The 25,784-nt window shown below is 60.5% G+C and carries 28 protein-coding genes; 12 read left to right on the forward strand and 16 right to left on the reverse strand.

Annotation, left to right across the window (positions count from 1 at the left end):
• Positions 1-40: 40 nt before the first annotated feature.
• Positions 41-1,291 carry a peptide chain release factor aRF-1 gene (gene prf1 / locus HBOR_RS13770; RefSeq protein ID WP_006053547.1) on the forward strand — a complete coding sequence of 417 codons (1,251 nt, stop codon included), beginning with the start codon at positions 41-43 and terminating at the stop codon, positions 1,289-1,291.
• Between the two features lie 91 nt (positions 1,292-1,382).
• Here the strand turns inward: prf1 and HBOR_RS13775 are convergent, their stop codons facing one another.
• On the reverse strand, positions 1,383-1,634 hold the full coding sequence (locus HBOR_RS13775; RefSeq protein WP_006053548.1) for a hypothetical protein: 252 nt from the start codon (positions 1,632-1,634) through the stop codon (positions 1,383-1,385).
• 128 nt (positions 1,635-1,762) lie between these two features.
• Here HBOR_RS13775 and HBOR_RS13780 point away from each other — a divergent pair, with 128 nt between their 5' ends.
• Positions 1,763-2,548: a hypothetical protein gene (locus tag HBOR_RS13780; RefSeq protein WP_006053549.1), complete on the forward strand. Its 786-nt coding sequence runs from the start codon at positions 1,763-1,765 to the stop codon at positions 2,546-2,548.
• A 51-nt stretch (positions 2,549-2,599) separates the two neighbouring features.
• Here the strand turns inward: HBOR_RS13780 and HBOR_RS13785 are convergent, their stop codons facing one another.
• The 10 genes from HBOR_RS13785 to ahaH all read right to left on the reverse strand — a co-directional run bounded on the left by HBOR_RS13785 (position 2,600) and on the right by ahaH (position 12,294).
• A complete protein-coding gene (locus HBOR_RS13785; protein WP_006053550.1) occupies positions 2,600-2,995 on the reverse strand; it encodes a DUF6276 family protein in 396 nt (131 codons plus the stop codon).
• 169 nt (positions 2,996-3,164) lie between these two features.
• The gene (locus HBOR_RS13790) at positions 3,165-3,860 is read right to left on the reverse strand and encodes a V-type ATP synthase subunit D (RefSeq protein WP_006053551.1); all 696 of its coding nucleotides are present in this window, start codon (positions 3,858-3,860) and stop codon (positions 3,165-3,167) included.
• A gap of 300 nt (positions 3,861-4,160) precedes the next feature.
• On the reverse strand, positions 4,161-5,576 hold the full coding sequence (locus HBOR_RS13795; protein WP_006053552.1) for an ATP synthase subunit B: 1,416 nt from the start codon (positions 5,574-5,576) through the stop codon (positions 4,161-4,163).
• A 1-nt stretch (position 5,577) separates the two neighbouring features.
• Positions 5,578-7,335 carry an ATP synthase subunit A gene (locus HBOR_RS13800; protein ID WP_006053553.1) on the reverse strand — a complete coding sequence of 586 codons (1,758 nt, stop codon included), beginning with the start codon at positions 7,333-7,335 and terminating at the stop codon, positions 5,578-5,580.
• A 1-nt stretch (position 7,336) separates the two neighbouring features.
• On the reverse strand, positions 7,337-7,666 hold the full coding sequence (locus HBOR_RS13805) for a V-type ATP synthase subunit F (RefSeq protein ID WP_006053554.1): 330 nt from the start codon (positions 7,664-7,666) through the stop codon (positions 7,337-7,339).
• Positions 7,663-8,709, reverse strand: a complete 1,047-nt coding sequence (locus tag HBOR_RS13810; RefSeq protein ID WP_006053555.1) for a V-type ATP synthase subunit C — start codon at positions 8,707-8,709, stop codon at positions 7,663-7,665. The genes HBOR_RS13805 and HBOR_RS13810 overlap by 4 nt, the downstream gene beginning before the upstream one ends.
• Positions 8,706-9,287, reverse strand: a complete 582-nt coding sequence (locus HBOR_RS13815) for a V-type ATP synthase subunit E (RefSeq protein WP_006053556.1) — start codon at positions 9,285-9,287, stop codon at positions 8,706-8,708. Before HBOR_RS13815 ends, HBOR_RS13810 begins: the two co-directional genes overlap by 4 nt.
• A gap of 22 nt (positions 9,288-9,309) precedes the next feature.
• Positions 9,310-9,549, reverse strand: a complete 240-nt coding sequence (locus tag HBOR_RS13820; protein ID WP_006053557.1) for a hypothetical protein — start codon at positions 9,547-9,549, stop codon at positions 9,310-9,312.
• Between the two features lie 197 nt (positions 9,550-9,746).
• Entirely contained in the window at positions 9,747-11,975 is a 2,229-nt protein-coding gene (locus HBOR_RS13825) for a V-type ATP synthase subunit I (RefSeq protein ID WP_006053558.1), read from the reverse strand.
• Positions 11,962-12,294 carry an ATP synthase archaeal subunit H gene (ahaH, locus tag HBOR_RS13830; RefSeq protein ID WP_006053559.1) on the reverse strand — a complete coding sequence of 111 codons (333 nt, stop codon included), beginning with the start codon at positions 12,292-12,294 and terminating at the stop codon, positions 11,962-11,964. Before ahaH ends, HBOR_RS13825 begins: the two co-directional genes overlap by 14 nt.
• A 154-nt stretch (positions 12,295-12,448) precedes the next feature.
• Between ahaH and HBOR_RS13835 the strand changes: the two genes are divergently transcribed.
• On the forward strand, positions 12,449-13,111 hold the full coding sequence (locus tag HBOR_RS13835) for a methyltransferase domain-containing protein (protein WP_006053560.1): 663 nt from the start codon (positions 12,449-12,451) through the stop codon (positions 13,109-13,111).
• A gap of 17 nt (positions 13,112-13,128) precedes the next feature.
• Here HBOR_RS13835 and HBOR_RS13840 read toward each other — a convergent pair whose 3' ends face one another.
• Entirely contained in the window at positions 13,129-13,629 is a 501-nt protein-coding gene (locus tag HBOR_RS13840; protein WP_006053561.1) for a type IV pilin, read from the reverse strand.
• Positions 13,630-13,693: 64 nt separating this feature from the next.
• A complete protein-coding gene (locus HBOR_RS13845) occupies positions 13,694-15,049 on the reverse strand; it encodes a DUF7094 domain-containing protein (RefSeq protein ID WP_241432286.1) in 1,356 nt (451 codons plus the stop codon).
• A 117-nt stretch (positions 15,050-15,166) separates the two neighbouring features.
• Here HBOR_RS13845 and HBOR_RS13850 point away from each other — a divergent pair, with 117 nt between their 5' ends.
• The 4 genes from HBOR_RS13850 to HBOR_RS13865 all read left to right on the forward strand — a co-directional run bounded on the left by HBOR_RS13850 (position 15,167) and on the right by HBOR_RS13865 (position 19,387).
• Positions 15,167-16,351, forward strand: a complete 1,185-nt coding sequence (locus HBOR_RS13850) for a helix-turn-helix transcriptional regulator (RefSeq protein ID WP_006053563.1) — start codon at positions 15,167-15,169, stop codon at positions 16,349-16,351.
• Between the two features lie 80 nt (positions 16,352-16,431).
• On the forward strand, positions 16,432-17,235 hold the full coding sequence (locus HBOR_RS13855) for an electron transfer flavoprotein subunit beta/FixA family protein (RefSeq protein WP_006053564.1): 804 nt from the start codon (positions 16,432-16,434) through the stop codon (positions 17,233-17,235).
• Positions 17,232-18,185 carry an electron transfer flavoprotein subunit alpha/FixB family protein gene (locus HBOR_RS13860; protein WP_006053565.1) on the forward strand — a complete coding sequence of 318 codons (954 nt, stop codon included), beginning with the start codon at positions 17,232-17,234 and terminating at the stop codon, positions 18,183-18,185. Before HBOR_RS13855 ends, HBOR_RS13860 begins: the two co-directional genes overlap by 4 nt.
• 359 nt (positions 18,186-18,544) lie before the next feature.
• Positions 18,545-19,387 (forward strand): polyprenyl synthetase family protein, encoded by an 843-nt coding sequence (locus tag HBOR_RS13865; RefSeq protein WP_006053566.1) that lies wholly within the window; start codon positions 18,545-18,547, stop codon positions 19,385-19,387.
• Between the two features lie 31 nt (positions 19,388-19,418).
• On the opposite strand, the gene HBOR_RS13870 is transcribed toward HBOR_RS13865, so the two are convergent.
• Entirely contained in the window at positions 19,419-20,561 is a 1,143-nt protein-coding gene (locus HBOR_RS13870; RefSeq protein WP_006053567.1) for a DUF373 family protein, read from the reverse strand.
• Positions 20,562-20,876: 315 nt separating this feature from the next.
• On the opposite strand from HBOR_RS13870, the gene HBOR_RS13875 reads away from it, so the two are divergent.
• The gene (locus tag HBOR_RS13875) at positions 20,877-21,872 is read left to right on the forward strand and encodes a radical SAM protein (protein WP_006053568.1); all 996 of its coding nucleotides are present in this window, start codon (positions 20,877-20,879) and stop codon (positions 21,870-21,872) included.
• Positions 21,873-22,053: 181 nt separating this feature from the next.
• On the opposite strand, the gene HBOR_RS13880 is transcribed toward HBOR_RS13875, so the two are convergent.
• A complete protein-coding gene (locus HBOR_RS13880; RefSeq protein ID WP_006053569.1) occupies positions 22,054-22,500 on the reverse strand; it encodes a DUF5518 domain-containing protein in 447 nt (148 codons plus the stop codon).
• Between the two features lie 188 nt (positions 22,501-22,688).
• Between HBOR_RS13880 and HBOR_RS13885 the strand changes: the two genes are divergently transcribed.
• Entirely contained in the window at positions 22,689-23,201 is a 513-nt protein-coding gene (locus tag HBOR_RS13885) for a class I SAM-dependent DNA methyltransferase (protein WP_006053570.1), read from the forward strand.
• 40 nt (positions 23,202-23,241) lie between these two features.
• On the opposite strand, the gene HBOR_RS13890 is transcribed toward HBOR_RS13885, so the two are convergent.
• Positions 23,242-23,919, reverse strand: coding sequence for a hypothetical protein (locus HBOR_RS13890; RefSeq protein ID WP_006053571.1), 678 nt, complete (start codon positions 23,917-23,919; stop codon positions 23,242-23,244).
• A 103-nt stretch (positions 23,920-24,022) separates the two neighbouring features.
• On the opposite strand from HBOR_RS13890, the gene HBOR_RS13895 reads away from it, so the two are divergent.
• The 3 genes from HBOR_RS13895 (at position 24,023) to HBOR_RS13905 (ending at position 25,759) form a co-directional block, all read left to right on the forward strand.
• A complete protein-coding gene (locus HBOR_RS13895) occupies positions 24,023-24,490 on the forward strand; it encodes a TRAM domain-containing protein (protein ID WP_006053572.1) in 468 nt (155 codons plus the stop codon).
• 153 nt (positions 24,491-24,643) lie between these two features.
• Positions 24,644-25,156, forward strand: coding sequence for a Tfx family DNA-binding protein (locus HBOR_RS13900; RefSeq protein ID WP_006053573.1), 513 nt, complete (start codon positions 24,644-24,646; stop codon positions 25,154-25,156).
• A gap of 144 nt (positions 25,157-25,300) precedes the next feature.
• Positions 25,301-25,759, forward strand: coding sequence for a response regulator (locus HBOR_RS13905; RefSeq protein ID WP_006053574.1), 459 nt, complete (start codon positions 25,301-25,303; stop codon positions 25,757-25,759).
• Positions 25,760-25,784 lie beyond the last annotated feature (25 nt).

Raw genomic sequence — 25,784 nt, forward strand, 5'->3', positions numbered from 1 at the left:
GTCAAAGGTTACTTAGCTTCCCGAGAGACTAGTGATGGTAATGAGTACTGACGCCGGCGATGCGAACGAGGACCGTCGGAAGTACGAGTTCCGAAAGGTCATCGAGGAACTCGACGACTACGAAGGGTCCGGAACGCAACTCGTCACCATCTACATTCCAGACGATAAACAGATTTCCGACGTGGTGGCGCACGTCACGCAGGAGCACTCGGAGGCGTCCAACATCAAGTCCAAGCAGACGCGGACGAACGTGCAGGACGCTCTCACCTCAATCAAGGACCGTCTCCGCTACTACGACACGTTCCCCCCGGACAACGGAATCGTCATCTTCTCCGGCGCGGTCAACTCCGGCGGCGGCCAGACCGATATGGTCACGCGGGTGTTGGATAGCCCGCCCGAACCGATCCAGTCGTTCCGCTACCACTGTGACTCGAACTTCCTGACGCAACCGTTAGAGGACATGCTGAGCGACAAGGGCCTGTTCGGCCTCATCGTCCTCGACCGCCGCGAGGCGAACGTCGGTTGGTTGCGCGGCAAGCGCGTCGAACCGGTCAAGTCAGCGTCGTCGCTTGTCCCCGGGAAACAGCGCAAAGGTGGCCAGTCCGCCCAGCGTTTCGCTCGACTCCGTCTCGAAGCTATCGACAACTTCTATCAGGAGGTCGCCGGGATGGCCAACGACCTGTTCGTCCCCGAGCGGCACGAGATGGGCGGGATCCTCGTTGGCGGCCCCTCGCCGACGAAAGACGAGTTCCTCGACGGCGACTATCTCCACCACGAACTCGGCGACCTCGTCGTCGGCAAGTTCGACGTCTCCTACACCGACGAGTCCGGGCTGTACGACCTCGTAGACGCGGCACAGGAGGTCCTGGCCGACCAAGAGGTGATGAAGGACAAATCCCAGATGGAGGAGTTCTTCGAGAAACTCCACACGGGAGAGCAAGCCACCTACGGGTTCGGTCCCACGCGGAAGAACCTCATCATGGGCTCTGTGGATCGGTTACTCCTCTCGGAGGACCTTCGTTCGGACGTGGTCGTCTACGAGTGCCCCAACGGACACGAGGAGTACGAAGTTGTGGACCGCCGCCACGGTGACCCCGGCCACGACTGCACCGAGTGCGGTGAGGAAGCCGAGAAGACCGACCGAGAGGACGTGATCGAACACCTCATGGAAATCGCCGAACAGCGCGGTACCGAGACGAAGTTCATCTCGACGGACTTCGAGAAAGGTGAGCAGTTGTACGACGCGTTCGGCGGCGTTGCGGGTATTCTGCGATACTCTACCGGCGTCTAAATCTAACTCCTCGTTTCACGACCGGCGCTGTACTGATACATTCTGTTTGCTGCGCTCTGCGTCGTCCGTCCAGACATCCGTACCTGCGTCCTTACTCGGGAGTTTTCCTCGTATCGGACAGCACGCGGTGGAGGACACCAACGACGCCGCCGGCGGAGAACACGAGTCCGAACAGAAAGAACGGAGCAGAGAGGAGAAATCCGAGAGGTTCGACAAGCGCGTCGAAGAGGTCGTATTGTGACAAACTCAAACCAGAGAGTCCGACGACGATGGCGGCGTAGAGTTTGAGTAATTCCGGATTGAGAGCGTAACGAAACGAATCTCCCGCGGGACTGTCGAGCATGGAGATCAGTCGAAGACCACCAGTATATTAATTGTCATTTTATCCACTCGTGGTGAGTCATACCAACGTCATGGGGGCGACCGTCCCAGACCGGACCACACTTTGCGGACGCCCGCATCACGGCGGCCATGGGCGAAGACCGCCAAGCCACCTTCGGGTCCGACGGCAGTCTCGACACAGAGACGCCGCCGGAGGCCCGCGAGGGGACGACCGACTGGGGAGAGCCGAAAGCTGACGGCGAGACCGACGGCGGGTACAACCGCTACGACGTGTCCAGTTTGCTCCAGAAGGCCGTCCGACGCTCCGACGAGGAAGTCGCCGCGTGGGCCGCGTGGGAACTCGCACGCTCGGGATACGCGTGGAACCTCTGGGACCGCCTGAACCTCTACGTGGTCGAGGATCTGCGCGCCGGACAGAACGTGGCGTTGCTCGTAGAGCGATACGAGACGTTAGCGACCGACCGGTGGGAGCCGGATTCGTGGAAGGGCCGAGTCTGCGCCATCCATGCCGCGCTCGCGTGCGCCCGCGCGGAATCATCACGAGAAGCGTCTAACGCCGACGAGTTCTTCAGAAACGCGGCCGCCGCCCGTGCCGAAGCACGCGAGAGCGACGATGACCCGGCCGTTGACTTCCCCGTCGGAGACTTGGAAGTAGGTGGAGAGTTCGACGTTGCCTTCGACAAACACACCGCCGACGGGTCCCGACTGGACCGCGGCGACCGCTTTTTCAAACTGTTCGGTGCGCGCGTCGGGCCGGAGGGTGAAGACGAACAGAGCGCTCGGTGGCAACGGCTCAACATGGCGCTCTCGGACATCGACTACGACGAAGCGGAGGTAGCGCACGCCGTCGAACCGGTGTCTCCGGACGACCGCTGGAGTGACCCAATGGAATTTGACGGCGACAACGACGACTGAGACGACGCTGACGACGAGAGCGCACCAACCAAACGGAGACACGCGTCCGTCTCAGGACAGAAACGATTCGATCTGTCGCCGCCGACGCTCGAAGTCAAAGTGTGGGTCAACAGTCGGGTCGTCACCGAGTCTATCGAGCGCCAAGAACGGGTCGGCACCGGCGCGTTCGGCCTCGACTGCGAGTTCCTCGATAGCAGACCGGTTCAGCGCCAGTGAGTCAAGTTTTCCCACGAACAAGGCGAACACGATACCACCACGTCCCGACGGGAAGGCGTCGCTGACGGCCGTAAAGTCAGTCTCTTCGTCGATCTCAGCGTCCGCGGCCGGCACGTCCAGCCGAAGACACGTCGTACACAGCGACGCTGTCTCCTCGTCAGGCGCGAACTCGCGGAGATCGTCCGGAACGGCAAAGACGACGAGTTCGTCGTCGCAATACGTGCAGTTCACGTTCGAAACGGAAGACAGCGGCAGTCAAATGTCCATCGGGAGGAAAACAGCGACAGTCAGACGACGACGCGAACAGCGACCGAAGACGTTCTCGTCGGCGCGGAGACGATTCGCGGGCGGCCGACTGGCGGATACCCGATAGCGGGCGACCGGCCGGGAAGTCCCCGATTCAGTCGTCGGCCGGAACCGTCTCGGCGGCGGACGCCTCGGCGGCCTCTTCCTCGGCTTCGGCCTTCGCTTCTTCTTCCTTCTTCGCCTTGATCTTCTTCAGGCGGAAAATCTCCTCGCGTTCCTGCTCTTCGAGTTTCTGCTCGATGTACTCTTTGTTCTCGTACAGGTCGGGAAGAAGCTTGAATTCGAGCGCGTTGACACGGCGCTTCGTCGTCTCGATCTCTTCGAGCATCTTCTTCATCGCCGTCTCCACCTCGGCAGCGAGAATGATAGATTCGAGGAGTTCCTCGTAGGCGTCGGCCGCCTCGTCAATGCGCGCGGAAGATCCGAGAAGTCCGTACCCACGCTGGTCCAGCGACTTCTTCACGCGCGAAGACTCGATTTGCGGGACAACGACGCCCATGATATTCTTCGACTGCGTCGTGATCTCGGGGTGTTCCTTCAGGGCCGCAGCGGCACCGCGAACCGCCACGTCACCTTCCATCGCGCGGGCCATGTTGATCTTCGACTGCGCGGTCTCGTAGTTCTCGTTGAGTTCGGAACGGACGTCCTGCGCTTGGTCGAGGATATCCATGAACTCCATGATGAGGCCGTCACGCTTCTGTTCCAGCGTGTCGTGTCCTCGCTCGGAGAGTTCGATGCGGTCCTCTATCGCCATCAGGTTCTTCCGAGTCGGTTTGACGTCTTCGGCCATCTTGCGGGACGGTTGTAGATGGAGGAGGTTAATCCTTTTCAGTCACTCCGGCGAGAGAGGCGACGATGAGCCGAGTCGTCGGACGGAGATGCGGATCTACAGGCGGAGCAGGCCGGGTGCCTCGGGGTTTCGCAAATCGCTCTGCGATTTGCTGGATACAGGAAATCGAAGATTTCCCTTGACTTGACCCCGAAGCGGTTCACTCGGGCGACGCACAGAACGATGAGTCGAATACAGGATGGTACAGCAAGCGCTTCTCGAGGTCGAATAACGGAGAAAGTCGCGCGGTGTGGAGCCGCTTCAGTCGGCCGTGACTTCTTCGGCCGTCTCGCCTTCGCGGTAGTGCTCGTCGATGAGGTCCTCGTCGATACGGTTGAGTTCCTCCTCCGGAAGCATCGACAGGAGGTCCCAGCCGATTTCGAGCGTCTCGTCGATAGATCGATCCGTGTCGAAGCCCTGATCGACGAACTCGTCCTCGAAGCGGTCGGCGAAGTCGAGGTACTTGTTGTCGCGTTCGGACAGCGCCTCGCGGCCAACAATGTTGACGAGGTCGCGCAGGTCCTCACCCTCGGCGTACGCGGCGTACATCTGGTCGGACACGTCGGCGTGGTCCTCACGGGTGAGGCCCTCGCCGATACCGTCGTCCATAAGCCGCGAGAGGCTTGGAAGCACGTTGACCGGAGGCTGGACGCCCTGGCTGTGAAGGTCACGGTCAACGTAGATCTGCCCCTCAGTGATGTACCCGGTCAGGTCCGGGATGGGGTGCGTGTCGTCGTCGCCGGGCATCGTGAGAATGGGAATCTGTGTGACAGACCCCTCACGGCCCTCGATACGACCTGCGCGCTCGTAGAGCTGCGCAAGGTCAGTGTACATGTACCCCGGGTATCCACGACGACCCGGAACCTCTTCACGTGCGGCACCGATTTCGCGCAGTGCCTCACAGTAGTTGGTCATGTCCGTCAGGATGACCAGCACGTGGTAGTCCTTCTCGAACGCGAGGTACTCGGCGGTGGTGAGTGCCATCCGCGGCGTGACCGTCCGCTCGACAGCGGGGTCGTCCGCGAGGTTCATGAAGACCACAGAGCGCTCCAGCGCGCCGGTGCGCTCGAAGTCGTCCATGAACTCGTTGGCCTCTTCTGCCGTGATGCCCATCGCGCCGAACACCACTGCGAACTCGGACCCTTCTTCGCCCTCTTCTGCCGCTTCCTCAGGCACCGTTGCCTGACGGGCAATCTGGAGTGCGAGGTCGTTGTGCGGAAGCCCCGATGCCGAGAAGATGGGGAGCTTCTGTCCGCGAACGAGCGTGTTCATGCCGTCAACGGCGGCGACGCCGGTCTGGATGAACTCCTCAGGATACTCGCGGGAGTACGGGTTGATCGCCGCGCCGACGATGTCGTGTCGGTCGTCAGGGACGATTTCCGGGCCACCGTCGATAGGCTGGCCGGAACCGTCGAGGACCCGCCCGAGGAGGTCCTCGGTGACGGGCATCTTCATCGTCTCGCCCAGGAAACGGACGGACGCGTTCTTGTCGATACCGGTGGTTCCCTCGAACACCTGAATGGCGACGACGCCATCGGATGATTCGAGAACCTGACCACGCTTGGTCTCGCCCTGCGGCGTCTCGATCTCGACGATTTCGTCGTAACCGATCGGCTCGTCGACTTCGGCGAACACCAGCGGGCCGCTGATCTCGGAGATTGTCTGGTACTCTTTCATCTTAGTACAGCTCCCGAAGCTGTTCGGTGATTTCCTCTTTGAGCTCCGCGACGTACTCCTCGTAGTCCTCCTGAACACCGATACGGTTGATGCGCGGAAGCGCATCGACGTTGGTGATCTCTTCGACCGGCACACCGGCTTCGAGCGCCTTGAACGCCTCGTCGTTGTAGGTGTGGATGGTCGTGAGGATGAGGTACGTCTTTTCCGGCGGACAGTAGGTGTCCGTCGGGTGGAACGCGTTCTGCTGCAGGTACGCCTCGCGGAGGTACTTCGCCACGTCGAGCGTCAGCTGCTGGTCCTCGGGGAGGGCGTCCTTCCCGACGAGCTGAACGATCTCTTGCAGTTCGGCCTCTTCGTCGAGCACGTCAACAACCCACTGTCGCTCCTCGGGCCAGTCGTCCTCGACGTTCTCGACGAACCACGGGTCAAGCTGGTCCTTGTACAGCGAGTAGGACTCGTTCCAGTTAATGGACGGGAAGTGCCGACGTTCCGCGAGGTCGGCGTCCAGCGCCCAGAACGTCTTGACGATACGGAGCGTGTTCTGCGTCACCGGCTCGGAGAAGTCGCCACCCGGCGGGGAAACGGCCCCGATAGCGGAGACAGATCCTTCCGTGCCGTTGATGTTCTCGAAGTAGCCAGCACGCTCGTAGAATTCGGAGAGACGCGCGGCGAGGTACGCGGGGTACCCCTCTTCGCCGGGCATCTCTTCGAGACGCGAGGAGATTTCGCGCATGGCCTCTGCCCACCGCGAGGTGGAGTCTGCCATGAGCGCCACGTCGTACCCCATGTCGCGGTAGAACTCCGCGATGGTGATACCCGTGTACACGCAGGATTCACGGGCCGCCACGGGCATGTTGGACGTGTTTGCAATGAGCGACGTCCGGGCCATGAGCGGGTTCCCCGTCGAGGGGTCTTCGAGTTCCGGGAAGTCGTCAATAACTTCCGTCATCTCGTTACCGCGCTCGCCACAGCCAACGTAGATGATGATGTCCGCGTCAGCGTACTTGGCAAGCTGGTGCTGCGTGACGGTCTTCCCCGAGCCGAACGGGCCGGGAATGGCTGCCGTCCCACCCTTTGCGATGGGGAACAGGCCGTCGAGGATGCGCTGACCGGATACAAGCGGCGTCCGGGGCGTCTTCTTCGTCTCGGAGGGACGGGCCTCACGGACCGGCCACTCCTGCCGCATTGCGATTTCCTCGCCGTTGTCGAGTGTCACGACGGTTTCTTCGACGGTGAACTCACCGGATTTGACCTCGGTGACTTCGCCGCCCTCGGAGTCCGGCGGCACCATGACCTTGTGGTCGATGGTGATCGTCTCCTCGACGATACCGACAACGTCGCCGGGTTCGACGACGTCGCCTTCCGCGACTTCGGGATCGAAGTCCCACTCTTTGTCGAGTTCGATACCGGGCGCGTCAACACCACGGTCGAGGTACGGGCTACCCATCTTGTCTTCGAGGACGTCCAGCGGACGCTGAACGCCGTCGTAGATGGTGTCAAGTAGGCCCGGACCGAGGTCGACGGTCAGCGGGTCGCCCGTGTTCTCGACGGGTTCGCCGGGACCGACGCCGGATGTCTCCTCGTACACCTGAATCGTCGTGATGTCGCCCTCAATCTCGATGACTTCACCCATCAGCCCTTCGTCGCCGACGTAGACGACGTCGTTCATACGGGCGTCGAGGTCACGGGCGGTCACGACGGGACCACTCACGCTTGCGATGATGCCGTCCTCGCGGACGGACTTTTGTGTCTGACTCATGTTAGTCTTCGTCCTCCTCCATCAGGTCGATACCGATGGCTCGTTTGATCTTGTCTCGAAGGCCGCCTGCGCCCGCACCGCCGCCGAGAGTAACCAGCGTCGGTTCGATGCTGGTCTCGACGGACTGGCGGACCTGCCGGGAGAGGTGGTCGAGGTCACCGTCGTGCATCACGATGATGCCGACATCCTCGTCCTCCAGCGTCCGGTTGACGGCCTCGTCGAGCTGTTCGTCCTTCGATTCGTCGGGCACGTTCTCGAACTTCCGAACCCCCGCAAGGCGGAAGCCGGTCGTGAAGTCCGGACTGCCGATAACGGCGATTTCCTGACTCATTGGATGACCAACTCCTCCTCGATCTCGTCTTCAGAGAGGCCTGCTTCGCGGCCGCGAGCGATGGCCCGGATGTTGTCCACCTCACGCTCTTTGGCGAGGATGTACGAGATAACCGGACTCACCGACAGCGGATACACGTAACCAAGTCCCTCCGCGTATTCGAGCAACGCGGTCTCAAGTGCGCGCTCGAAGCCGATGAGGCTGTCAGCCGCTTCGAGTGCGTCAAGCGCGTTCGAGAGCTCGTTGCCGTACTTCGAATCGCGGATTTTTGAGACGAGTTCGTCGGTGTTCTGTGCCAGCGTCACCAGTTCGGACGCGGAGAACAGCGACCCCCCATCGATGTAGTAATCGGCGGGGTCGATGTCCGCGCCACTGCGCGCAAGACGGAGCGCGTTCCGGGCGTTCCGGAAGTCGATCTCCGCTTCGAGGTACTCGCGGTACTGCTGTGTCGCCTCGTCAACGACGAGTCCTTCGAGCAGGCTCTCGTAGTAGGCACGGTCGATGGCGTTTTCGAGGGGAACAAGCACGTCCGTTTCCTCGTAATCCTCGAACGCCGCTTCGAGGTCGACATCGAACATCGTACCGTTGAGGCGGTCGACAACTTCCTCGATAGTGGTTGCGTCGAGCAACCGGTCGAGGAAGTCGTCGTCGAACTCGCCCGCGCGGATGAGGTCGGAATCAACATCCTCGCGTTCGGCGTCCGAGTAGATACCGCGAATGACGGTCTTGACGTTCCACGCGTCGAACTTGCGCAGATAGCGAGCGATGAGGTCGTACAGACGGCCGTCCGCCCACTTGAGGATATCGTTGAACTGTTTTGCGAGATTCTTGTTCAACGAGTACTCGATGAGGTCAACACCCGAGAATCGGGATCCGAGCGCGTTGATCTCTTCTTCGTACTCCGACTCCTCCATAAAGCGGGCGATTTCGGCCGGCCCCATCCGAACCAGCTTGCGGTACTCCTCGTCACTAAACAGCGCGCTCTGGCGCGCTCTGACGCGAGCGTTTACGTACTCGGGATTGGAACCGCCGGCAGCACTCATTGGTCGAACAATCGGGAACTCACTTCCTTGAGGTTGTCCTCCCAGACGCCCTCAAGGACGGAGTCGAACGTGTTGTTCACCCGAACGCGCGACTGCTGACTCTCGACGACGACGCCACCGAGACACTCGTACGTGCCTCCGAACTCGTAGCCGTCGTGCTCTTCGAGGATGTCCTCGATGAGCGATTGGTCGGATTCGCGGCCGTAGACAACGACATCGGCGTCGTCGTCGAACTCGTCGGCCGCTTCGTCGAGCAGCGAACGGGTGAGCGTTTCGCGTCGGTCACCGGAGAGCGCGGCGAGCTCCTCCTCGACTTGTCCGCGAACGTCCTCGAGGACGTCACGGCGTGCTTCGAGGCGCTTCTGCTTTGCCTCCAGTTTCGCGCTGGAGAGCGCTTGCTCGCGCTCCTGTTCGACCTGACGTTCGACGTCGGTCTTGCGCGATTCGAGGAGCTCTTCTGCATCCGTCTCGGCCTCCTCGATGATTTCTTCGGCGCGTTGCTCTCCGTCCTCTCGAATTTCCTCCGCACGCGCGCGGGCTTCGTCTCGGATGTCTTCGACGACGTTATCCAAACTCATTGATTGAAAGGGAGAGGGTGCTTTAGGAGATGAACACGACGACCAGCGCGAGGATGACGAGGGTCTCCGGAAGAACGGTCAGGATGAGACCGTTGACGAAGAGACTGTCGTCCTCGGCGATGGCTCCCATCGCGGCAGCACCAATACCGCGTTCCGCGTACCCCGCGCCGAAGGCGGCGAGGCCGACCGCGAGAGCGGCTGCTGCTTTTGGAGTGATTGCCGGGCCAGCTGTCTGGGTCTGAAGTAGGATGTTTTCGAGCATGTTGTGTTTACGTCCTCTTAGTACCGGATTGCGTCTCCGAACAAGCCTATGTGGCCGGGGGCATCTCATAAAGCTTCCCAAACCGATTCGATAAAACACCGAGAAGGGGACTCCTCACACCAATATTATCGCAAAAATGCCGTCCCAGTGCTGTTGCTATCGGACGAATAAAAAGAAACCGAGTTGAGGTGACCGCCTCAGTCCTCGGTCGTGAACTGACGGTTGTAGCCGAACGGTTCGTAGTCGCGGCCACCACCCTCGTAGAACTTGTTGAAGAACTCGACGTATTCGAGACGCACGGCCTGCAGACCGGCGCTCGTCACACCGAGTGCGAGGACGAGGATGTGCCCGACGACGAGGATGACGAGTCCGCCGAGAATCGCCGCGGCACTACCGTGGAAGAGACCGCCGAACATGATATTGACGACCTCGTGACCGTGAACGGTTTCCTCGAGGTGAGGCATGTGGCCGAGACCGAAGTGCCATCCGCCGTCGTCAGTGACGTACACACCGAAGAACAGCAGGTTGACCGTGAAGGCCATCCCGGCCTTCGCCAGCAACACTGCCGCGATACGCGTGTACGACAGGACGTTCACCAGCACGTTCAGGAACTCGACTACCTCGACAGGTTCACCGAGACCGAGCAAGACGAGCCCAATGACGAATACCAACAGCGGGAGCGTGAACGGCGCGTTGACCCACGGAATGGTGAATAGCTCCATCGCTGGGAACCCATTGAACCCGAGCGGGAGGACACCGCTGGCCGAGAAGGTTTCGTAGACGAAGTCGGGCGTGGTTCCTCTGAGAGCGTCCGACAATACCCAGATCCAGAGGCCGTTGAGCATCAGGATCCACGAAGCACTCTCGAAGACTGCGTGCTTCGCATCGTGGAGTTCGAGATTCTCGAAGAAGTCGAATATCCACGCGATGTTCAGGTGGAACACACCGACCAGGACGCTGACGACGAGCCAGCCGAGTGCCCAATCGGTCGTAGCCGGCGAGAGACCCTTCTGGATGGGGGCGTGCGAGAGACCGACGACACCCTCCCAGAAGTGCGTTGCAATGAGGTGCAGGCCGAATATCTCACCGTAGAGAATGCCGAACAGCGCCGTGAATAAGCCTGCTGCGATGGTGATACCGCCCATACTCTTGAACGCCGGTCGGTCGTCGAAGTTGGCGTAGAGGAAGTAGCCGATGGCGGTGTAAATAAGCCCGTAGCCAAGGTCACCGATCATGAACCCGAAGAACGCCGGGAACGTCAGGAACAGGATGACCGTCGGGTCGAACTCGTAGTAGCTCGGTCGGCTGACCGCCTGGACGAGAACCTCGAACGGTTTGATCGGACCGGGGTTGTTCTGCACCGTCGGCGGTTCGTCGTCGCGCATCACGACCGCACCGCCGTCCGCGCGCGCCTCGCCACCGTCGGCAGCCGCAGGCGAACCACCGCTTCCGCCAGCAGGTTGCTCGCGCACGTGGTCGGTGCCGTCCTTCGAGAACGTCGCGCGTTCGAGTTCTTCGACCTGAATGCGCTCGCCGATGTTCTCTTTGAGCGCGCTCTTGAACTCGGTAAAGCGCGAGGCAGGAATCCATCCCTCGGCAATGAAGGCGTTCTCCGTCGTCGCAAAGGAGAGCGGCGCTTCGGTCTTCTGCACGTCGATCGAGAGTTTCTCCTCGGCCGCCAAGAGGAAGCCCGCTGCATCGAGCTTCAGACTCTCAAGTTCGCTCTCGACAGAGTCGAGGTCGGACCGAATCTGCTGTTGCTCGTGTTCGAGTTCGCGGACGTACTCTTGCGGTGAGCCGTCAGCATCGGGAACTTCGAGCGACGTGAAGTCAGCGCCGACGAGCGTATCCGCGAGTGCGGAATCGTCCGCATCGGATGTCGGCCGCGCGAACACGGCCATCGTCCGGTCGCCCGAGAGTATCTCGTAGTCTCCGAGTTGGTCGGCATCGACGACGGCGCGTTCGACGGCATCGCGCTTGCCGTATCCGACGGCGACTTGGAGCGTGTCGTACCCCGACAGGAGATCAAGGTCGATGCCGAGATCTTTGAACGGCGCTATCGTGTCGATACGCTCTTCGATGTCTCGGAGGTTCTGCCGAAGTTCCTGCCGTTCGTCGTCGAGTTCGTTGACCTGCGTCCGAATCTCTTCGAGTTCCTCCTCCAGCGCGTCGTCGGTGACGATGCGGGTCGGGCCCGCGTCGTCCTCGTCAACGTCGAGGATGCTCTCAAGCGAGCGGACGGTGACGAGTTTGTCCGAGGCGCTCTCGGCCCCTTCAACGGGGCTGCCCGGGGAGAAACCCTCCCACGAATCGTCGTACTCCGTCACGTGAAGCAGATTCAGATCGTGGACCGTCTCGACGACCGAGTCCATCACGCGCTTGGACCCGGTCACCGAGACCTTACTCATCTGTTCAGGTCTGAGCATGCACCGCCTCCTCGAACTGGTCGATTGCATACTCGACCGCTTCCTCCGTGTTTTCTTCGGCGTCTCTGATGAGGCGCTTTCGGGTCTCCTCGCCTTCGTTCAGAATCGTCTCTCGCTCCGCTTCGATCTCCTTGCGAGCCTCCGCGAGACGCTCAGACTCGTATTCTTTAGCCTCCTCCTCGGCTTGTTGACGGATTTCTTCGGCCTTTCGTCGCGCGTCCGCGATTCGCTCCTCGCGGTCGGTTTCAGCATCGGCGACGATGTCGTCGGCGTCGGACTCGGCCGTTTTGATCCGTTCGAGAACCTCTGGTCTCGGCATACTCGTATCACCGAAACGTTGCACTACCTGCGTATAAGGTGTTTGCGGAAACCTCCCGCGACATCGATACTGTCCCCCGACAGGAAACGGACCCGATAAACCGCGGCGAGGAGAATCCGCACGGTTATCACCGACGGGTTCTAACTCCGAACCCATGGGAGTCCTCGAGAACAAGTCACGGGCGCGGCTGTTCTACAAGTATCTCTCGAAGGTGTACGACCAGATCAACCCTTACATCTGGAACGAGGAGATGCGCGACGACGCGCTGGAACTCCTCGGAATCCAGCCCGACGACCGCGTTCTCGACGTTGGTTGTGGGACCGGCTTCGCCACAGAGGGCCTCCTTCGTTACTCCGACGACGTACACGCGCTCGACCAGAGCATTCATCAGATGCAGAAAGCGTTCGGAAAGTTCGGCAAGAACGACGAGGTTCGCTTCTACCGGGGCGACGCCGAACGGCTTCCGTTCGCCGACAACTCGTTCGATGTAATCTGGTCTTCGGGTTCTATCGAGTACTGGCCGAACCCTGTAGACGCGCTCGAAGAGTTCCGACGCGTCGTCAAACCCGGTCGTCGCGTTCTCGTCGTCGGTCCCGACTATCCGGAGAGCGGCCTGTTCCAACGCGTTGCCGACGCAATCATGCTGTTCTACGACGAACACGAGGCTCAGCGGATGTTCGAGGAAGCGGGCTTCGTAGACATCGAACATCACATCCAGCAGGCCTACCCCGGCAGTCCGAAAGCGATCACAACTATCGCGCGGGCGCCCGAGCGTGACGACGCCGACGACGAGGCGGCTATCGAAGCCGACACCTAGTCCGGCAGACACACTCCTTAATCGCGGTCGGCAGACGCTGTCAACGTCGCCAGCGGCCGCGACGAACCGATCCGATAGATCTGGACCGTGACAGTCCCACCGGGTTCGGGTTGCGGATCGTTCGTCCCGGCAATGACGACAGATCCGGTTTCACCTGCCGACCACACGCCGTCACTCCCGACGTTGAATGGACCCGTCGGTCCCGGCCGAAAGCCACGTGCGGAGAAGAAGGGTACTGGCGGCTGGAAGGCCAATGGGTCGCCAGCAACCAGGATATGGATCCGGAGATCAGCGACCTGTATTGGCGGCCCTCGCTCGTGCGTCACCGCGACCTGGTTGCCCGTCACGGTTAGGGAGAACGCAACCGGATCAGCCGCGGACGGCAACGAAGCAGTGTCGCGGGGCGAGAACTCCGACGCGACGGTCCCACTTGCCGCCGCGACGACAGTTGCCGCCACGAGGACAAGCCCCACGAGGACAAGCGTTCCGACGACTGGTGAGAGTGCCCGGTCGGTCACGATGAACCGTGGTCCCGTCTTCGGACAAGAAGGTACGGTCCCAGAAGTCCTGTCTGTAGACCGTTTAGGCAGGCACGGGAACCGCAGAGGCGTTTCCAGTTTGCGTCTGGTTTCCGTTTACAAACGGTGGGTTCCCGGGTTCCACCGTGAGAAGAACTACCGAGTTGCCCTTGATAGCGGTCACCTGATACGCTTGGCCGGGAGCCATCGTCCACAACGACCCGTCGGAGCCAGTTTTACCGACAGCAGTACTCCGTTCACCACGCAAACCCACCGTTATCAACGCGTTGACTGGCTCACCTGTCTCAGTGTCGTTGAGCGTGAACCGGACAGGGGCACCGGAATACGTTTGATGAGCGGTGAGTTTGAGACCGTCTTTTACCGCGCTCTGGGTCGATTCAGGCTCCATCGTGTCGAGCGGACGGTATTGGAACGCCTTGAATACCCTCTGGGAGCCACTATCGACGAACGCGAACAGTCGGCCTCGGTCGTGACGGATGCGAACAAGAAAACTGTTGTCGTCCGTACCGACAATGTTGGTACCGTTCTGCCGGTACTGGAGTGCGCTAATGTTCGGGTACGCTGCGACAGTAGCATTCAACGCTTCGATATCCGACGTAATTCCTGAGCCACGTCGTCGGATATCGCCACGGTACACCTCACGAACGTAGATATCTCGTCGGATTGTACTGAGAACGATGCTTTCCGGTCCCGTTTGGACAAAAAAGCGCGTAGATTCAGCTTTGCCCGTCAGTACGTCACCCACGTGCTGGCGAACCGGGCCGGTGAACGTGTCTAGTTCGCGTTCAACCGAGGCGGTACGGGAGTCCACCGAGAAGTCCGATACCGATTTGGATATCTCTTGAATCCGGTCACTCCGGTCTTCGAACGCTCTCGCATGCATGTCGATGATAGCTAACCGGATGAGGAGCGTACGGGAGTCAATTTTTCCCTCACCGTACGCCTGGAGCGTCGTCTCTTGGCGCGCTCGGAGCGAGATAGCCGCTTGTTCGATAGTAGTCAGTTCCTGCAGTATCAGCTGCTGTCGGCGGTCCGGGGATTCAGTCGACTTAATGCGGTCAATAGCGGCGAGCGTCTTGATCTGCATCTTCGTCTCGTTGTCGTCCAGCGTAAGCGCCGGACCCAACTCGACAGTCCGCGTCACCAGTGAACTCCGGTCAACTTGGGCGGACGGAATCCCGAGAACACGGATAGACGCGTTCCTCGCGGTTTGGTTATTTACGGAAGCACCACTTGGACGCTCGGTAGACTGTTGGACCGAATAGGCGTCAGAGACGGGATTAATCGTGACATCCGGCGACACTGCGTCGTCCGGAAGTGACGCAGTCCCCGGGATCGCCGCCCCAGCGACAGCAGAGAGCACGAGGACAACGGCGAACATCGCGGGGAGGGCTCTCATAAGCAGTTAATGAGTAGAGGAGTACAAAAAACGTCGTTATTTGCTCGGAATCAGAGTAGTTGCACGTGTGCGTACGATGGAAAGCATTTTCAGCACTGCACGTAGAAGTTTCAGCAAATGCGGACACCCGCGTTGGTTGTGGCCCTCCTCCTCGTGTTCTCAGGTGTCATCCCCGCCGCTGTGTCCGCGGGGACCACCGATAGCGATGCGTTTCATATCTCCGAACCGGACACAGTGAGTCCGGCGCAGTTAGACGACGCACTCAGCGATCAGCCTCGTACCGAAATACGAGTCGCACTCCAAGATAACGGCGACGCGAAATGGCGGGTCGAAGTCCGATACACCCTCGACGCGCCGAACGAGACAGCGGCCTTCGAACGCCTCGGGCAGGCGTACGAGAACCGCACTACGGATGCTGGCGTCGATGCCGACCTGTTCCGTCGAATCGCGGACCGAGCAAGCGAATCGACCGGTCGGGAAATGCGAATTCGGAACGCAACGTACGAGTACAGCCTCGATAGAGAGGCTGAGACAGGAACACTAGCTGTCGAATTTAGGTGGACGAACTTCCTGCGTAAAACGGAGGACGGCGGCCTCGCGTTGGACGATGTGTTCGTTCTCCCGAGCGTAGAGTCCGAGGAGTCACGGACGTGGCTCTCGCTGTTGGGAAGTGATCAGCAGCTCGTCATCGAAACGCCACCGGGGTACGGGACGAACAACACAAGTATCCCAGTGAAACCACAGAAAAACGGCATAGTCATCGACGGTCCATCGACGTTCGAAGGTGGAGATCGTCTAGTCGTTACCTACTACCGATCGACGGAAAAGATCCAGGAGATTCCGTGGGACCTCGTTGTGGGCGGTGGCATTCTCGCCGCTCTGCTTATCGTTGTCGCAGCGGTTATCCTGCGCTGGCGGTCCGATTCCGGACGAAAGGATGGCCCGGAGACACATGGTCCACCATCGGAAACAGACAGCGGAGCGACAAACGGTGGTGTCAGTACATCGACGCCAGCTACTTCGGACGACGTGCCGTCCGAGCGACCAGTCGAAGACGCTGCCGAAGCAGAGGAAGACGAGGTTGACCTCTCCCTGCTCTCGGACGAAGAGCGGGTCGAGTACCTCCTCGAAGAGAGCGGTGGACGGATGAAGCAGGCGAACATCGTCAAAGAGACCGGCTGGTCCGACGCCAAGGTGTCCCAACTGCTCTCATCGATGGCGGACGAGGGACGAGTGGACAAACTCCGCCTCGGCCGCGAGAACCTCATCTCCCTCCCCGGCGAGGACGAAAACGAGGAGTGAGTGGCGCGGGACAAAAATCCGGGTCGGATGAAGCGGGGTTTCCGAAAAGATTTACCGGTACCTGTGGGTAGTGGTCGATGATGAAGGTTCTCGTGACCGTAAAAGAGGTCGCAGAAGTCGAAGACGACTTCGAGATAGACGGCCTCGACGTCGACCCGCGGTACCTCGAGTACGACCTGAACGAGTGGGACGAGTACGCCGTTGAGACGGCGGTCCAACTCGCTGAAGCGTCCGACGAGGACGTCGAAGTCGTCTCCGCAACGATCGGCCCGGAGCGGAGCGAGGAGACCATCCGCATGGCGCTCGCGAAAGGCGTTGACCGCGCGGTCCGCGTGTGGGACGACGACGTGGAGGCCGCCGAGTTCCTCGACGTGGACTCGAAAGTCCGCCTCCTCGAAGCCGTCGTCGAAGAAGAAGACCCGGATATCGTCCTCACGGGCGTCCAAGCCCACGACACCGGATTCGGTGCGACGGGTGTCGCCCTCGCAGACGCCATCGACTTCGAGTGGGGTGCCGTCGTAAACGACCTCGATACCGAGGGCGTCCTCGAAGACGGTGTGGCGCGTGTCCACCGCGAACTCGAAGGCGGCGTAGAGGAGCTCACCGAGATCGACCTGCCCGCCGTGTTGACCATCCAGACCGGTATCAACGAACCGCGCTACGCTAGCCTCCGCGGTATCCGGCAGGCGCAGTCGAAAGAAATCGCCCCGAAAACGCTCTCCGACCTCGGTCTCGACCACACCGCCGTCGAGAGCGAACTGTTCTTGACCGATATGTACGAACCCGAGACGGAATCCGACGCAACGTACTTCGAGGGTGACGCAGGAGAGCAAGCCACCCAACTTGCGACGGCCCTGCGCGAGAAGGGGGTGGGTGCGGAATGAGCGATATTCTCGCTGTCGCCGAACACCGCCGCGGCGACCTCCGCGACGTGAGTTACGAACTCGTGACTGCGGGCCGCGAACTTGCCGAGGCGACGGGCGGCGACCTGCACCTCGCGATCATCAGCGGAGACGTGGACACGTTCGCCAGTCATCTGAACCTCGACGGCGTCGATACCATCCACACCGTCGAATACGGCGAAGAGTTCAACCACGACGTGTACACGCAGGCGGCGTGCGCCCTCACAGAGGAACTGGATCCCCAGTACGTCTTGACGCCGAACTCCGTGAACGGTCTCGACTACGCACCCGCAGTGGCGAACCGTCTCGGCCTCCCCGTCGTCTCTGACGCAATCGGCATGGCGTTCGATGGCGGACTGACCGTCACGCGCGAGATGTACGGATCGAAAGTCGAGACGACGATCGAAGTCGATTCCGAGCGCGCGGTCGTCACCATCCGCGGCGGCGAGTGGGAACCGACCGAGGCGGACGGCGACGCCGACGTAGCGGTCTTCGACTTCACGCCCGACGAATCCGAAATCGGCTCCCGTGTCACCGGATTCGAAGAAGTCGGCGGCGGCGACGTGGACATCACCGAAGCCGACGTACTCGTCTCCGTCGGACGAGGTATCGAAGAAGAGGAGAACATCGAGCTCGTCGAGCGACTCGCCGACGCCCTCGGTGCGACGCTGTCGTCCTCGCGCCCCATCGTTGACAACGGCTGGTTACCGAAGAACCGGCAGGTCGGTCAGTCCGGGAAAGTCGTCACGCCGGATGTGTACATCGCCGTCGGGATCTCCGGTGCGGTACAGCACGTCGCCGGGATGAAAGGCTCCGAAACCATCGTCGCCATCAACACGGACCCGAACGCGCCGATCTTCGACATCGCCGACTACGGCGTCGTCGGCGACCTGTTCGACGTCGTTCCGGAACTCATCGACGAGTTCCAGTAGCGGCTTTTTGGTCCAGATTTTTGCGGACGCGAACCTGTGAGCGTCCGGAAAAAGGTGGTCGCACGTTGTTCCGGAACTCATCGACGAGTTCCAGTAGCGGCTTTTTGGTCCAGATTTTTGCGGACGCGAACCTGTGAGCGTCCGGAAAAAGGTGGTCGCACGTTGTTCCGGAACTCATCGACGAGTTCCAGTAGCGGCTTTTTGGTCCAGATTTTTGCGGACGCGAACCTGTGAGCGTCCGGAAAAAGGTGGTCGCACGTTGTTCCGGAACGCATCGACGAGTTCCAGGAGACGAAATCGAGTGGTGAGAACGCACCGTTTCGGAACCTCTTTTGTCGCTGCATCCTGAGCCACGGGTAATGGAGTATCTGGAGCGTCGGGTGTCGATGGTCGATGACCGCCTCGAAGCGGTCATCGACGCGGTTGATCCACCCGAACTGTCGGACGAACTCGCCCACGTGGCGCTCGCAGGCGGTAAGCGCGTCCGCCCAGCGGTGACGATTCTCTCCTGCGAAGCCTGCGGCGGCGACGCCGACGCAGCGGTTGACTTCGCCGTCGCCATCGAGTTGGTCCACAACGCCTCGTTGGTTATCGACGACATCATCGACCGATCGGACATCCGTCGTGGAACGCCGAGCGCGTGGGCAGAGTACGGGTACGGACCCTCCATCATCGCCTCGGACGGCCTCCTCGGCGAGGCGTTCGCACTCCTGTCAGTTGACGACCACGCGATGCAGATTGTCGCGGAGTCGATGGTCGAACTCGGTGAGGGGGAGGCGACGGAGTTGGTTGCACGGCCGACGAACGAAGCCGAGTACATGGAACTTGCCCGACGGAAGACGGGCGCACTGTTCCGTGCAGCAGCAGAACTCGGAGCCGTTGCCGCCGATGCCGACCCGTTTACGGTTGAAGCGTTCGGCGAGTACGCAGAACGCGTCGGCGTCGCCTTCCAGATACGCGACGACGTGCTGGATGCGACCGCCGACGCCGACGAACTGGGCAAACCAACCGGGCAGGACGAACAGATGGACCGCCCGTCAGTGGTGCAGGTGACGGACCTGACGCCTGTCGAAGCGAACCAGCGTGCGCGAGAGCAATCGGATAAAGCACTCGACGCACTCGATACCGCGAAGTTGTCGGAAACGGACTCGCTCGGCTACCTCCGTGACCTCGCGGAGTTCGTGGTCGTCCGCGAACGCTGAACCGCCCGATAGACGCTAGGAGTCTTGTTTCTCATCCTCGCGTCGGTTCGACGCCCGTCGGAAACCAAGACTCAGCGATAGCGAACGCGAGCGTGCTTAACACGCCGAGAAGCGTCCCGACCGTGAGGCCGACAGCCAAGTCGGTGAGCGAGAACGGTTGGACGCCGGGGACGCCCGCAACGCCGTTGACGTTGAGGAAAAAGCCCGAAACAACGTAGAGCACGATGGCGATGGCGGCGACGTAGAACGGGGCGTTGAGATAGCGCCACTTGAAGCGGTCGGCGAGGTACTCGTCAGTTATCTGTCCGAGGCTGGAGGTCACGCCCGCAGCGGCGAACCACTGGACTGCTCCGTGAACGAGTGCAGCGAGGATCAACGGCGGTGTCGGATCCGTGGCCACCGTGGCTTGGATGGCCTCCAAGAGCGCGACGCCGCGGAACCCACCGACGGCCATCAACGCCAACGCGGCAACGTAGGTGATGAGCGTGACACGACCTTCATAGAGGATGTCGCGGCCGCGACTCACAGCGTCGTCTACGACCGTTTCCAGTCCGAGACCGCGGAACAGCGTGTACAGACCGAGAAGTGCAGAGACGAGACCCAAGACGGCCGCTCCGGGCACGTTAAAGCGGTTGGCGATCGTGAGAAACGGGTAGATAAGGAGCAGAATACCGAGCGGGACGAGGATGGTCCCACGAGTCTCGGGGTCTGCGAGGACCTGCTTCATCGTGTAGTAGATCGATTCGAGGTCCTGTGCCTGCCTGACGACGACACGGCGGACACTATCGATGGGGACGCGGGACCGAATGACCGGGAGAACGGATTCGTCCTGTGCGCCGTCGGTGATGACGATTGCGCTCACGTTCTCACCGGTCGAGAGGCCAGCGAGGACGCGGTCGATCTCCTCACCGATGGCGCGGTTCGCCTTCACGTCGCTCCCCTGCGTGCCGGTGACGGCGGCGACTTCCACCTGTTCGTCAACCTCCGCGTCGGCGACGAGGGAGTCGTGTTCGTGAATACCCTGAAACAAGACGTTCGAGTCGGAGTCCTCCGGGTCGGCAGTGGCAAGTGCCACCGCGGCGGCTTCGACGCTATCTCGGCCGACGACAGGCGTGTCGAATCGTGTCTTTCGGCCGAGGTCGTCGTCAAGGTCGATGCAGAGGACCAACAGCATCGTCCGACCGTATGCCGTCGGACTATATTTGTTTTCGGGGAACGGTCGTGGGTTTCGGGAACCATCGTTCGTTTTCAGAGAACATCTGTATGCTTCCAGAACGGTGGCAGTGAAGAGTCTGCTTCGAAAACGGTGGCGGCGAGGGATTCCTCAGTCGGCGGCGTTCGGTAGCGTCGTTCCGACACGCCAGTATAAGAACTCAGACATAGACATGGTATGTGTTAAATCACCTCATTCGTGCTGAAAGGAGACAGCCCGGCGGGACGACGTTTCGCACGGTTTTTGCCCGTGGGACGTATATCGTACGTTCAACGAATGATTTCGAAGGGCTGTGAGCAGTGCGCCATGGGAGGGAAAATGGTGCTGTTCGTCTACGGGTACTGCGATCAGCGCGATTGTTTCTACTGCCCCCTCGGCGAGAACCGTAAGAACGTCACAGACGTGTACGCTAACGAGCGATTGGTCGAGTCCGACGACGACGTTATCTCCGAGGCCAAGCGGATGGACGCGCTCGGCACGTCCATCACCGGCGGTGAACCGCAAGAGGCTCTCGATAAGACGTGTCACTATCTCTCGCTTCTGAAAGACGAGTTCGGAGAGGACCACCACACGCACCTCTACACGGGTATCACGGGCGGCCGCGAGAACATGCGCCGCCTTTCGGAGGCGGGACTGGACGAGATTCGCTTCCACCCGCCGTACGAACTGTGGGGCGACATGCACGGAACCGAGTGGGAAGAGATACTCTATATTGCCCGCGAGGAAGGTCTCACGCCCGCGTTCGAGATTCCCGGCATCCGGGCCGAACAGGAGTTCCTCGACTTCCTCGACGAGGGAGCCGCGGAGTTCTGTAACGTCAACGAGTTCGAGATGAGCGACGGCAACTACCGCCGGATGCAGGAGGAAGGCTTCGAACTCCAAGACGGGCACATGTCGGCCGTTGACGGATCCAAGGACGCTATTCTCGACGCGATGGCCGACCACGAACGCGTCTACTTCTGTACCTCTGTCTTCAAAGATGCCGCCCAACACCGCAACCGCCTGAAGCGGATGGCGAAGAACATCCGTCGTCCGTTCGATGAAGTAACCGACGACGGCACCCTCGTCTACGGGAAAACGTGGGTTACAGAGGACGATTTGCAGGCACTTGGCGTTCCCGAGGAGTTCTACACCGTGAAATCCGACCACGTTGAAGTCGCGTGGTGGCTGCTAGAGGAAATGATAGAGGAAGGTGACGTGCCGGAGGGTGAAATCGTCGAGCAGTATCCCACCGTTAACGGGACTGTCGTCGAACGTACTCCGTTGGCCTGACGGCGCTTTTTGGTCCAGCTTTTGCAAGCGAGCGGAGCGAGCGCAGTAAAAGGTGGAATGGCACGGTCGTCGAACGTACTCCGTTGGCCTGAGTTTGGACATTTGCGATTGGTTTCTGCTGAAATCTCTCGTACTCCGGGAGGCTCACAACCGACCAGCCGTGACGACAGCCGAGTCCCGGTTAGTTACCGGCGGCCGGCGGATGGTTTCGGCCGCCGGAGCCAGCCAACCAACCGCCAACTCTCGCACCGATTGCGCCAGCCGCCGCTCCGAGTCCGGCCGTAACCGTAACGAGAGTGAGAGACAGGCCGATTACGAGGGCAACACCAGCCACGCGGAACCACACCGGTCCAGTGAGTGCCGATGTTGCTGCGAGAATGTCGGCGACCATCCAAAGCACAGGAACCACTCCGAGAAGTCCAGTTCGAACGCCGACGCCGCTACGGTCGCCGGTGTTCCGTTTCGAGAAGTAGCCAGCGATGAGGCCGCCAAGGAGAACCGGTGACAGCGACAACTCCGAACCAGTCTGCCAATACCCGAGAGTTGTCAGCGGAACCGAGACTGAAGCGCCGAGGAGAGCGTATATCCACCGTTCGCTCACCGCGTTCCGGAGGGAATCAGTTCTCATTACTGTAATATATGTAATTGATCACAGATACCTCCTGTGTCGTGAACAACGTGACAACCGAAGTCGCCGTGAACGGACGCTAGCCGTGGCCAAGGCATCGCATACGAACCGACAGCCGTAAATAACGTGAATGATTGCCAATGGTCCAGTGAATACTTCTCCAAAAGAATCGGTACCTGTAGACACGCATGACCCTCCGACACGTCATCGAGGACATCAACGAGAACCCGCACCGCGAACGCGACTTCTACGAGTACCCCGCGCTCTACGACTTCTATCATTCGCGGATGCTCGATAGGGACCGACAGGTCAATCTGCTAGAGCGATATCAGCCCGACGACGCGAATCGCGTCCTTGAATTCGGGTGCGGAACCGGCCCACTTCTTACCCGTATCGAAGACGAGTACGAGGAAGTACTGGGCGTCGATGCGGACGAACGAATGCTCGAATCAGCGAGAAAGCACGTCTCGGAAGCGGACGTACTCGAAGCCGATTTTACGGAGTGGTCCGCTGCCGACGACATACGACGACGTATGTGTTCACCATCCGTGATACGGTCCGAGAGACGGAGGCGAAAATGGGGTCAGTGTTCCACGGGCGGTTCCACGACCCGGACGCGCTCGCAGACACCTTCGACGCAGCGGGATTCAGCGACGTGGAAGTTATCGACAGCGACGGGACGACAATCCTCCACGCCGTGAAATAGGTACGAAGCCGAGTTCGAGGGAGTCAAAACCGAGTCTACCGGTAGCTACGCCTCGAAAGCACGACGTACAGACTCGGCGTGAACGCGACGGCTGACCCAACGAGAACCCAGTCGGTAAGTCGGCCACCACGAACGACGCCGACCGCGATGAGAGCGACGCCGAGGACGGCACCGACTGCAACACTGTTTCTCCGCGTGCGTGCGTCGAACCGAACGCCACGCGCCGTCGCGTAGAGACCGGCGGCGACGGCGACGAGAACGGCGTCGATCACGGCGAGTATCGGCCGTCCGGAGACGAGTCCAACGAGGAGTAGACTCGCCGCGGCGATGAGTCCGAGTGCTAATGTCTGGGTCGCAGAGAGCGGATTCACGTCAGCGTCGTGACGGACGGCGTACGCGGCAGGTGGGAGAACGAGAGCGAGACCGATAGTGGCCGCAAACGGGAGTGCCGACAGCGATACGTTGTCCACGAGGACGCCAAAAACGCCGAGGAGGCCCCAGAAGACACCTGCAAAGAAAACCCAATCAGGTGGGATGACGGCCGCCGGGTCATCATCACGGAGGAGGCCGAAGGCGACAAACGGGTACGTTCCGACGGCGGCGACGACAACGATGGCAAAGAGACTCCACTGGAAGACGAGGCCGAACACCAACGCCGAGAGACCGAAGAAGACCCCGATGATGAGGGCAAACTCCGGAACGCGACGGGACATACCCAAAATGAGGGGGAAGGGCGTGAAAACGTTGTGTCTACCGCATCGGGCACGGAGCAGAGTACCCGGAAGGGTTTAGACGGGCGATAGAGTATCCTTCCGTATGTCAGACTGTCCGCTGGCGAACGACTGTCCACGGTACTCAGAGCGAATCAACGGGATGGGGTGTCAGTACTACGGCGACCGGGCGGGCTCCGAGTGGTGCAACAGCTACGAACAGCCGATTCGTGACCTGAAACAGCAACCGGTCAAGCCCAGCGAGGACGTGGTCGTCACCGTAGACGATATCCACGAAAGCGGTGCCGGTGTCGGTCGAACGGAAGACGGATTTATCGTTCTCGTTGACGGCCTCCTGCCCGAAGCGCGCGCCGTCGTTCGTATCGACCAAGTGAAGTCCAACCACGCACGTTCGAAGAAAGTTGTCGAGCGACTGCCCCTCGATCCTGACGAGGTAGAAGATGAGGCGGCGGGGACGAGCGATACCGACGAAGAGAGCGGTGAGGAGAGCGACGACGACGGCCCCAAGCGCCCAACTGCCCTCGGAAGTCGGGACAACTTCTGGGGGAGCTAAGCGGCGGCCGACCCGCCGCGCCGCAGTACGGACAGTCACATCCTTCGTATCGTCATCGCTCTGCATTGGCACATCTTCGCATATGTTTCCACAGAGTAGCAGAGACAAACACGACGATACAGTTTTTTGCGAGCGGCAATCGTACGCTCGGCTATGTACGACGCGGACCGCGGCCGGGACGTGCGAGGAGACGGCGGCGACATCGACGTCGCACGCATCCTCGCAGAAACCGGATTCGACCCCGACGATAGCGTCCTGACGAGACGACAAGCAGAGGTGTTAGCGCTCCGCGAACGGGGTATTCGACAGTCTACTATCGCCGACCTCCTCGGTACGTCGCGCGCGAACGTCTCCAGTATCGAGTCGAGTGCGCGTCAAAACGTCAAGAAAGCGCGCGAGACCATCGCGTTTGCAGAAGCGTTGACCGCACCGGTTCAAGTCGGGGTCGAAGCGGGGACAGACCTCTACGAGGTCCCGAAGCTAGTCTACGACGCCTGCGACGAGGCAGGGGTGAAAGTGAATTACACTGCTCCGGATCTGATGAAGATTATTGCCGACGACGCCGGGGACGCCGTCCACGGACGGGAAGTGATCGAATCGCTCCTCGTCGGCGTTACCAGTACTGGTGACGTTCGCGTCCGACAGTCAGCAGCGGAAGAGTCGTAGTCGGGAAAAACGCGACCACCATCAGACAAAATAGCGGTCGGAACCCCACGCGTATTGTGGGCTGATCCCCACTGTCGGCGACGGTGCAACGTTTTACTGCATGATCCCGAATATAGAGCTATCAACGCCAAATGGTGATAGATAATGACTGCCAAAGATAACGAGCCTATCGAGATCCTGTTAGTGGAAGACAACCCCGGTGACGTCCGATTAACCGAGAAGGGACTACAGAAAGGAAACGTGACCAACAATCTCCACGTGGTACCCAACGGCATCGAGGCCCTGGAATTTCTCCGGCAAGAAAACGAGTACGCCGACGCACCTCGTCCCGACCTCATACTCCTCGATCTCGATATGCCCAAGATGGGCGGAAAGGAAGTACTTCGTGAAATCAAGACCGACTCGGATCTCAAGCGACTCCCAGTTGTCGTACTCTCGAGTTCGGACGCCGAGGAAGATATCGCCAAATCCTACGACTTACACGCAAACGCGTACCTCACCAAACCCGTCGATTTCGAGGGATTTCTCGACATTGCCCAAAGTATCGAGGACTTCTGGTTCACAGCCGTCAAATATCCACCGACAGAGGTTAAAAGGCAGTAACTTGGAAGTCACCCGGACACCGAGA

The sequence above is a fragment of the Halogeometricum borinquense DSM 11551 genome, from assembly GCF_000172995.2.
Classification (GTDB): domain Archaea; phylum Halobacteriota; class Halobacteria; order Halobacteriales; family Haloferacaceae; genus Halogeometricum; species Halogeometricum borinquense.